At 33.8% G+C, this 8,148-nt stretch carries 11 protein-coding genes; 10 read left to right on the forward strand and 1 reads right to left on the reverse strand.

Annotated elements, in window-relative coordinates; genetic code table 11:
- Nucleotides 1-64 precede the first annotated feature (64 nt).
- From I6U49_RS16575 to I6U49_RS16620, 10 genes are all read left to right on the forward strand, one after another.
- Nucleotides 65-340 (forward strand): transposase, encoded by a 276-nt coding sequence (locus tag I6U49_RS16575; protein ID WP_198627104.1) that lies wholly within the window; start codon nucleotides 65-67, stop codon nucleotides 338-340.
- Nucleotides 337-1,194 (forward strand): IS3 family transposase, encoded by an 858-nt coding sequence (locus tag I6U49_RS16580; RefSeq protein ID WP_317191834.1) that lies wholly within the window; start codon nucleotides 337-339, stop codon nucleotides 1,192-1,194. The genes I6U49_RS16575 and I6U49_RS16580 overlap by 4 nt, the downstream gene beginning before the upstream one ends.
- 74 nt (nucleotides 1,195-1,268) lie before the next feature.
- On the forward strand, nucleotides 1,269-1,778 hold the full coding sequence (locus tag I6U49_RS16585) for a hypothetical protein (protein ID WP_198629666.1): 510 nt from the start codon (nucleotides 1,269-1,271) through the stop codon (nucleotides 1,776-1,778).
- Between the two features lie 177 nt (nucleotides 1,779-1,955).
- On the forward strand, nucleotides 1,956-2,531 hold the full coding sequence (locus I6U49_RS16590) for a hypothetical protein (protein ID WP_198629667.1): 576 nt from the start codon (nucleotides 1,956-1,958) through the stop codon (nucleotides 2,529-2,531).
- A gap of 73 nt (nucleotides 2,532-2,604) precedes the next feature.
- Complete coding sequence (locus I6U49_RS16595; RefSeq protein WP_198629668.1) at nucleotides 2,605-3,711, forward strand: WD40/YVTN/BNR-like repeat-containing protein; 1,107 nt, start codon at nucleotides 2,605-2,607, stop codon at nucleotides 3,709-3,711.
- Nucleotides 3,712-3,888: 177 nt separating this feature from the next.
- The gene (locus tag I6U49_RS16600; RefSeq protein ID WP_193709462.1) at nucleotides 3,889-4,215 is read left to right on the forward strand and encodes a DUF4870 domain-containing protein; all 327 of its coding nucleotides are present in this window, start codon (nucleotides 3,889-3,891) and stop codon (nucleotides 4,213-4,215) included.
- A gap of 19 nt (nucleotides 4,216-4,234) precedes the next feature.
- Nucleotides 4,235-4,831: an SIMPL domain-containing protein gene (locus I6U49_RS16605; protein WP_198629669.1), complete on the forward strand. Its 597-nt coding sequence runs from the start codon at nucleotides 4,235-4,237 to the stop codon at nucleotides 4,829-4,831.
- Nucleotides 4,832-4,840: 9 nt separating this feature from the next.
- On the forward strand, nucleotides 4,841-5,224 hold the full coding sequence (locus I6U49_RS16610; protein WP_198629670.1) for a hypothetical protein: 384 nt from the start codon (nucleotides 4,841-4,843) through the stop codon (nucleotides 5,222-5,224).
- A gap of 54 nt (nucleotides 5,225-5,278) precedes the next feature.
- On the forward strand, nucleotides 5,279-6,184 hold the full coding sequence (locus I6U49_RS16615) for a DUF6892 domain-containing protein (protein WP_198629671.1): 906 nt from the start codon (nucleotides 5,279-5,281) through the stop codon (nucleotides 6,182-6,184).
- 45 nt (nucleotides 6,185-6,229) lie between these two features.
- Nucleotides 6,230-6,727, forward strand: coding sequence for a hypothetical protein (locus tag I6U49_RS16620; RefSeq protein WP_198629672.1), 498 nt, complete (start codon nucleotides 6,230-6,232; stop codon nucleotides 6,725-6,727).
- A gap of 94 nt (nucleotides 6,728-6,821) precedes the next feature.
- Here the strand turns inward: I6U49_RS16620 and I6U49_RS16625 are convergent, their stop codons facing one another.
- Nucleotides 6,822-8,087, reverse strand: a complete 1,266-nt coding sequence (locus I6U49_RS16625) for an IS256 family transposase (protein ID WP_262894938.1) — start codon at nucleotides 8,085-8,087, stop codon at nucleotides 6,822-6,824.
- Between the last annotated feature and the right edge of the window lie 61 nt (nucleotides 8,088-8,148).

An 8,148-nucleotide genomic window follows, 5' to 3' on the forward strand; every position in this document is an offset into this window, starting at 1 on the left:
TGATCATCCCCCAAAAATTAGGACAGTAAGTTAAGTTCAAAAATAACCTTAATTTTACTGTATTATGACACGAAGAAAATTTACCTCAAAGTTTAAAACGAAAGTAGTTCTTGAAGCCTTGAAAGAGCGTCAAACGGTCAAGGAACTAGCACAAAAATTTGAGATTACTCCACAACAGATCAATACCTGGAAACGCAATTTCCTAAATGAGGCCGATACTGTTTTTTCAAAAGGGGAAAAATCAAAAAAATCAGAAGAAGAGGAAAAGAAAGACCAACTTCTTAAGGTGATTGGGGAGCTTAAAGTGGAGAATGATTTTTTAAAAAACGCCTTGCGATAAAACCTTTAGAAGAGCGTCGAACAATGATATGCAAGGGTCATTCCAAGCTCAGCCTCCAGCAGCAATGCAAGCTATTGCACATCCACCGCAGTGGAATCTATTATAGACCTCGTGGAGAAAGTAAACTTAATTTAGAACTGATGCGCCTGATGGATGAACATTATACCCATCATCCTTTTAAAGGTGCCAGGAGAATGCATACCTGGCTTACCCTGGATAAAGGGTATAAAGTCAATAAAAAGCGTATTGAACGTCTCTATTCCCGGATTATGGGACTCAGAGCTATTATGCCCGGGAAACATACCTCCAGGCGAAACAAAGAACATAAGGTGTATCCTTATTTATTGCGGAATCTTACAGTAGACCGTCCCAATCAGGTCTGGGCGATCGATATTACTTACATTCCTATGCGAAAAGGTTTTATGTATCTGGTAGCCATCATAGACCTGCATAGTCGCTATGTTCTTAACTGGTCTGTGTCCAATTCAATGGATGCCCAGTGGTGTAAAGAAACTTTAGAAGAAGCTATTGAAATCCATGGGACTCCTGAGATCATTAATACCGATCAGGGAAGCCAGTTTACTTCAGAGATCTTTACCCACAGGGTACTATCTAAAAATATTAAACTCAGTATGGATGGAAAAGGAAGAGCTATCGATAATGTATTTATAGAAAGGCTTTGGAGAAGTGTGAAGTACGAAAGTATTTATTTAAATCCTCCAGAATCTGGAGTAGATCTGTACCAACAACTCAATACCTATTTTAAATTTTACAACCACCAAAGAAGGCACCAGGGAATAGAAAATGAAATACCTTATAACCGATATTTAAACCAAAAAAGAAAGGCTGCTTGATAAATGAAAAATAGAACTTAATTTAGCAGCAAAGCTGTCCTAACAAATGGGGGTACTTTATTATTTCATTTTTCATGTTTTCCTGTATTCCAATAAGGCTAGCACCTAATATTGAAAAAGATAAATTAGTTAAAGCAAAAAAATTCAAAAGAGACCTTCCTCGTAAATATGGTTTCGTTTTTGAGGACCCAAAAGATTCTGATGAGTTTTATAAATTCATTAATGCAAAGTATGATTTAGGGTTTATTAATGTTGAATCAAATATTCCGGTTTCTATTGATAACAATACTTATTTCCTTTCATTCTACGAAAGGGAAAGAGTTTCTAAAACAATTAATTTGATTCCGATTGCGATTGATGCCGGTCTTAAATCAAAAGGAAATAGCACAATTCTTGAAGATGCCCATACATCCCGAACCGGCCATTGGTATTTAATTTTAATTGTTACTGATAATTCACTTAAAGACTGTTTGAACCCAAATTATCCCAATCAGAACAAAATAATAGAATACCTTAGAGATCTTAAGAAAGAGTATTTAACCACTCATAACTATATTGAGACTGTTCTAAAAAGAAACGATTGATTAGTCATAATATTTATCGCTAACCTTTCAACAAAAATTAGAAATGTAAACGCTTTGTATATATTATTTCTACGGTTGTAGACGATTTGGTAATGTAAAAGAAAAGTAAGGGAGAGCATTCTCTTTAGTTTTGCCTACGGTGTTATTAGAAAAACAGAAATCGTAAAACTTAAAACTATGGAAGAGATCAAATTACTTTTTTTTATATTAAGTTCTTTCTTTAGCATAGAAAACGAACGGATTGCAGCCGATAAAACTGAAGTTCGTATTTTTCCCCAGGAGCAAAAAATAGAAATTTTTCAGGAAAACCTATTTGCATTAATTCAATCAAAAAATGATGAAGCCCTTGTTTTAAAGCAATGGGATAGTCTTTATAACTGGAAACAAAATAAGACACCCTGGTCAAAAGCATTAGATAATTTTCTTGTAAAAGATCTAAAATTTACTCCTGTAAAAATGACAACACAACCCCATAAGGTTTTAATAAGGCCATATCTTACACTAAAATACAAGAGTACAAACGATTTGTCCATTATGGGAATTTGGTACAATTCTAAAAAAAATGAATTCTACATAAATCATATTCCCGAGCACAATATAAAAAGTAAAAATGGCCGGCTTCAGGGTAATTATTGGGTGTTTAGTGCCAATGATACTATTAACTTTACAATAGAACCCTTTTTAAATTTAAATGATAAACTCAAAAGCTCAAAGGTATCTTTACAGGAGCTATTAAGGAAGCATAAAAAGTAAATCGTCTTAAGGATGTCTTACCAGTCTCCAATTATCAAATTACACCAATTATTTTAGTCAGGATTTATAAAGCATGGCCAAAAATTATATTATTCTATTCATAGCATTAATAGCAACTCTCTTTTCGTGTTCAGAAAATAATTACATCAATATAGAAGAAGCTCCCGAAATAGAATTTAGTAGCCTTAATACTATTAACCGGGAGAAATATAGTTTTACAAATAAAGTTAGTAAACAGAATGTTTCTATAATTAACAGTGTAGAAAAAACAGGATTTCACTTTTATAACAGCTTTAAATTTAAAACAGAGGATATTGGTGTTTTGGTTGGAGGAACAGGATTAAGGGCTAGAGTTACTCAAGATGGTGGTGGTTCCTGGCAGGAATTTCGTTTTTCAAAATTCGCAAATACCTTTCATTCAGTTGCATTTTCCGGTCACACTATTTTTATTGTTGGTGAGAGTAAATATATATTCAAAAGTAAAGATTTAGGAAAAAACTGGAGTGTTTATAATTCAGAATTTCTTTTTGAAGATAAAAATTCTCTTTCAAAAACTGACTTCTATAAAATTCGTTTTCTTGACCATAAAATTGGCTTTATTGCAGGAGAGCGCAACAATAAGCCCGTTATATTAAAAACAAATAATGGAGGAAAAAGTTGGGAAATTTTCAATAATAGCGAAGCATTAAAAAATAGTGAAGCCATAACAGATTTTCATATAAGTTCCGGTGAAGAATTAAGTATTGTAACATCTCGTGGAGAATATTTTGTAACAAAAAATGGAGGTTCTAACTGGGAACTGATTCTCAAAACAGTAGCATTAAACTCCATTGCATTCAAAAATGCAAATAGGGGTTTTGTAGGAGGGGTAAATGGTACACTTCTTTACACCCATAATGCTGGAAAAAACTGGAACAAAATTGCAGTTCCGGAAAACCCAAATATTACAGATATTACTTTTACTAACAAAAAAGCCCTAATCACTACCTCCAAATCATTTTCTAAAAATAGGGCTGAATTTGTCTATGAAATAGATGAAAACAGAAAGAAAGTCTCCCCTTTTCTAACAAAAACAGATAAAGATGTTCTGTTCATAGGAGATTCTTATGCAATTGATGCTTTTGAAAACAATATTTTCATTCTAGATAGGAATAACTTGTACAAAACATCCGGCAAGTAGGTTCTAATTTTTTTATTGAATATGAAAGCTTACAGCCTCCAGTATAAGGCAATATTAGATTATGTAGATGCTATGTAAACTATATATATAAACTTGTAGACACTGTGTAGCTAACCAAAATAACAAGAAGATTGGCAAACCTTTAAATTCGCTATAAAAACTTAAAAACAATTAATTATGAGTGTAAAAACTATTTCAATTGTATCTTACCTTACCATTATAGGTTGGACCATTGCTTACTTTTCCAACAAGAACCAGGATTCAAAAAGTGAACTCGCTTCGTATCATCTTGGGCAAAGTATGGGCATCTTCATTTTTGGCGTTATTCTAAATATAATACTTGGGTTTATCGCAAATGTTTTTTCTTCTTCGGGTGTTATATTGTTTTTATTAGGACTAGTCCCACTTATATTTATCATTTTAGGAATTATCACAGCCAATAACGAAGCTTTAAAACCCGTCCCAATCATAGGAACCTATTTTGAAGGAAAATTTAACTTTTAAATCATTTATTATGAAAAATATGCATTTATCATTCATTCTTTTGTTTACAGTATTTATTGCTTCGGCGCAAACAAACCCACAATATATAGAAGCTGCCGGACAAACTACATACCAAAGAGACGTGAAGCATTATGAAGCAACCATTAGAATAAGCAACACAACCACCTATGGAAATGATGCCGAGCTTGCATTAGAAAATAGGAAAACGATTTTTTTACAAAAATTAGATCAACTAGGCTTAGACAGAAATCAGGTTCATATTAGCGACACCGCTAAAAATGAAGGTTCTAAAAACAGACAATATACTGACTATGTGGTAGAAACAACCGATGAAAATGAAATAGAAAAAATTCAGTCTTTAGGAAAGATAGACTCGTGGAGTTATAAGTTACATGAAAAGGTTATTTACAAACCTCTCACAAATAAATCAGATATAATTAGCAAAGCTTTAGAAGATGCAAATAAAAATGCAGAGGTAATAGCCAATGTACTAGGGCAAAAGATTGGTAAAATACTAGTAGTTTCCGATTATAATTATGAAGAAAGACCAGACTCAGCATTCTACACAAAAGAAGACCGTACCTACCGTATTGTAATACGTTTTGCCATAAATTAGAAATCCGTGATGCATAGAAATAAAAAAATAGAGCTTCAGTATTTACCCAATTTCAAAGAAGAAGAAATGGAGGTTCTCCTAATCGAATACGAGCGGTATAATAAATTTAGTAATTCAGTAAAGATCCCCCTTATTATTCTGTTGCCGGCTGCAGGCATTATGCGTAGTATAAAGAATAAGTTATCAACAAACATTCTGGTTGTTATTGCTATTGTTATACTTTTAGTATTAGCTATTTGGTTAATTGTTATTGCCAATAGAATAATTAAGCAAAAAAGAATTGTGAATAAGAAGCTTAAAGCAATGGCGAATGCTCAGCAATATCCTTTTAATAAAGTAAAAAAAGAGTTTAATGTCCTGGTAAGAAAAAATTATAAAGGTTCCAAAATATAATCATTCCTTATAAATGAAACCTCATTTCACAAACCGTGTTCTAAAAAAGCCAAAATGATAAACATTTTTAGCAAAAAAGATAAAAATATATGTATTTATTGTACACAGCAAGATTTAGAAATCAACGGAGTTTCCATTGAATACCCTATTCAACTAAATAAACTAAAAAGACTTTTTGGGAAGCCCAACCAAGTGGTGACCGATGAAAAATATACTTTTAAGAAAACCTATGTTTGGGATTCTCTGGGAATAAAGGCATTAGAATCGCTAGGCTCTATACATAGCATTCAATGTATCTACTCAAATAGCAAAAAATTAAAAAATGCACCAAAAAAGCTTTTTAAGGGCACATTGTTTCTTAATAACAAATTGTTTGTTATTGATGAACAGAAACCTATTGAAAAAACTTATTTGCAAGGCTTTTGGAATGTGGGTAAACTACAACTCCCCGATGATAACAAAGCTTTTGCTGTGAATATTTGGTATAATAAATATTTTAAAATACCGGAAAATAAGTACAAAATACAACCTCTAAACGAATCCGAAATCAATTTTACCGACTTTAACTTTAAGCTTTGCATTCTCCAAATTTTGATGTATGAAAGAGAACTCCTTTTACCCAAATTTGACATCTATGAGTTTATTAGATGGTATAAAAAGCGATCAATAAATACTGAAGAAGAACGATTTGAACCAATCCCTGAAGCATTAGACTACCTAAAAAAGCTCCCAATTCCCATGAGGTTTGCTGGTGAAATTACCGAAATATATCAGGATGGTGGTAATGAAATTTACTTGAATACCTGTTTGGAATGCGAAGGTTATGAAGACTATTGGAACATTACAAGCATTGAGGATTTAAAACACTTCCCAAATTTAAAAAAAGTTACATTGTGCTATGCAAAAGACAATATTATGGCTGAACTTATTGAAATGGGAATTGAAGCAAAATGGCTATAAAAAGACCAGCTAATTTTTTAATATAGTTTTAGTCGATAGATTAATATGAGTAGATTTTGGAGCACATTTAAATTGATTCACAATCCTTTAAAGGATGAAAAGAATAAAAAGGATGAAATCAAATCAACCTGCCAGGATCTTAAGTGTTCAAAATGTAGTAATACGGCTGCTAAAATTGAGATTGTTGAGCCAAATGCTTATCCAAAGGATGCTGTTAACTGGAATATAAAGGACTATGAGCTTTATGAAAAATATCGAGATTTCAGCTTAAATTACTTACTATACACCGGGCCAGGTGGTAGTAATGGGTATATTGGAGATCCAATTGATTTGAATCGGAAAAAAGCCATAATTGATGCTTTTACCAAACCCTACAACTCTATTAAAATTAGACAGCAGTTCTATGATATGGCTGGTTTTTGTGCTATGTGTAATAAATTTTATTGTAGTAAACACTGGCACACCACGACTTCTGAATATGGAAAATGCCCCGAAGGGCATCATAAATCCCTGGATCCCCATTGGTCTCCTGATATTGAATAATAAAATATATGCCAATTGATTCTAAAATAGGACACGGCACTTTGAAAAGGAATATAATTAAAGCTTTATTTTTAAGTTAAGTTGGGTCTGTAAATTAAACTCTGTCTGATGTTTCAATTCCTCTGGGGCTAGCCCCAGAGGAATTGGCGTTTATGTCCAGCGGTATCCGGTCTCCAAATTTAATATAAAATTGCTGAATCGTAAGGCTCCAATTATGCAAAGGAGCGGTCCATTTCTTCTCAATGTTTCGTGTGGCCAGGTAGACTAGCTTTAGCAGCGACATATCAGTGGTGAAAGCACCCTTGGTTTTGGTAACTTTCCGGATTTGCCGATGGAAGCCCTCTACGGCATTAGTGGTGTAAATAATCTTCCTAATGGGTTCTGTATACTCAAAATACTGGGATAGCTGTTCCCAGTTACGCTGCCAACTTTCAATAACTACAGGATATTTATTACCCCATTTCCCTTCCAGGTTCAATAGCTCATCTTCGGCTACATCTTTAGTGACAGCCCTATAGACCTTTTTCAGGTCTTTCATAAACTCTTTTTGATCTTTAGAGGCAATATACTTCAATGAATTACGGATTTGGTGTACAATACAAAGCTGAACCTGAGCCTTTGGATAAACGCTTAAGATGGCTTGTGTAAAGCCTTTGAGATTATCTGTACAGGCTATTAAGATATCCTGTAATCCACGGTTATGAAGGTCGGTTAAAACCTGTAGCCAGAAATTAGCACCTTCGCTCTCAGAGATATACATCCCCAGGATTTCCTTTTTCCCTTCTTTGGTAATACCCAGGATGTTATAAAGTGCTTTGTGGGCAATCTTTCCATCCACTTTAACTTTATAATGCATGGCATCAAGCCAAACAATACAGTAAAGGGGTTCTAAAGGACGACTTTGCCAGGCTTTGATATCAGGAATGATCTGATCGGTGATCTGGCTTAAAACCGTATGGGAAATATCGGTATCGTACATTTCTTTGATATGACCCGAGATGTCACGGTAGCTCATTCCAAGTCCATAAAGACCGATAATTTTTTCTGAAAGATTATCAGCCAGAATCGTCTGTCGCTTTTTAACCAGTTCCGGTTGGAAGCTACTTTGACGGTCTTCAGGGGTTTCAATGTCAAAAGAGCCAAAGCCACTTTTAAGCTTTTTCTTTCCCTTGCCATTGCGTTTATTCCCTTTGGAGCGTTCATCACTACTTAGATGAGAGTCCATCTCTGCCTGAAGGGCCTTCTCAATAACGTTCTTGAGCATCGGTGCAAAAGCACCGTCTGCACCAAAAAGGCTTTTGCCTGACATGAACTGGTCAAGCACCTTTTTCTCGAATTCTTGTTGTTCTTTTGTTGCCATAATTCTGTATGAATGAAATTAATAAATAATTCAATTCAGACAGAGTTTATTTTACACTCTC

This window comes from Salegentibacter maritimus (genome assembly GCF_016236915.1).
In the GTDB taxonomy this organism is placed as follows: Bacteria; Bacteroidota; Bacteroidia; order Flavobacteriales; family Flavobacteriaceae; genus Salegentibacter; species Salegentibacter maritimus.